Here is a 255-nt window from a genome sequence, read left to right as displayed (position 1 = left end):
CGACAGAAGGTGCATGGGAAGAGTGAATCCTTTACTTGCTGGCGGTCGTGCAAGAGAGCACGATCTGGTCGACCGATCGAATCCGGGGCGAACTGCCGAAGATCTATTCGCGTAGATTCGCTGAGGTCATTTTCGTCAACCCCTATTACCGAGTCAGCGATTTGGTGGCCGCCGGCATCGCCAAACGCCAGTCAGCGGCGGTCTATCTGAAATCACTTACCGATCACGGCCTCCTCCAGGAAACGAAAGTGGGCC

At 56.1% G+C, this 255-nt stretch carries 1 pseudogene; it reads left to right on the top strand.

Annotation, left to right across the window (positions count from 1 at the left end):
- Positions 1 to 35: 35 nt before the first annotated feature.
- Positions 36 to 255 (top strand): annotated as a pseudogene (locus tag SB822_RS58895) (Fic family protein); the annotation flags it as partial.

Source organism: Paraburkholderia sp. SIMBA_054 (assembly GCF_046534875.1).
Classification (GTDB): Bacteria; Pseudomonadota; Gammaproteobacteria; order Burkholderiales; family Burkholderiaceae; genus Paraburkholderia; species Paraburkholderia hospita.
Note: the sequence above shows the minus strand (reverse complement) of the source record. Positions and strands in the feature narration are given on the sequence as shown.